The organism is Thermobrachium celere DSM 8682 (genome assembly GCF_000430995.1).
In the GTDB taxonomy this organism is placed as follows: Bacteria; Bacillota; Clostridia; order Clostridiales; family Caloramatoraceae; genus Thermobrachium; species Thermobrachium celere.
In genome coordinates this window covers 3,130-3,661 of sequence record NZ_HF952033.1, presented here as the reverse complement: position 1 = coordinate 3,661, position 532 = coordinate 3,130, and the positions used below count along the sequence as shown (strand labels likewise).

Sequence of the window (532 nt, the reverse complement as noted above, 5' to 3'; positions counted from 1 at the left end):
GTATTATGCATCAATGCCCTTGCCGCAGCTAAAGCATACATTCCACCTGATCCAACTGCAGCAATTCCATCATCAGGCTCTATAACTTCTCCACCACCAGATATAATAAGGAGCGTTTCTTTATCTGCTGCTATCATCAAAGCCTCTAACTTTCTTAGGGCTTTATCGCTTCTCCAAAAATTAGCCAGTTCTACTGCTGCCTTTCTTAAGTTTCCATTAAACTCAACTAGCTTATCTTCAAATTTCTCTGCCAGTGAAAATGCATCTGCTACAGAACCTGCAAATCCAATTAATACTTTATCGTTATAAATCTTTCTTATTTTGTTTGCAGTTGATTTAATGATAGTACTTTCACCAAAGTTACTTGTCCATCACCTGCAATTGCTACACAATTTCCCTTTTTAACAGCAACAATAGTCGTTGCTCTAAACATACAAATAACCCCCAATACAAAGCTTAAAACATTTTTAATTTTTGAATTGTTATTTCCCATCTGCAATATAAATATAACATACTAAAAACATAATGCAAC

Annotated in this window: 1 pseudogene; it reads right to left on the bottom strand. The window is 35.0% G+C overall.

What is annotated here, in order from left to right:
• A pseudogene (hslV, locus tag TCEL_RS11475) lies at positions 1–433 on the bottom strand (ATP-dependent protease subunit HslV); the annotation flags it as partial.
• Between the last annotated feature and the right edge of the window lie 99 nt (positions 434–532).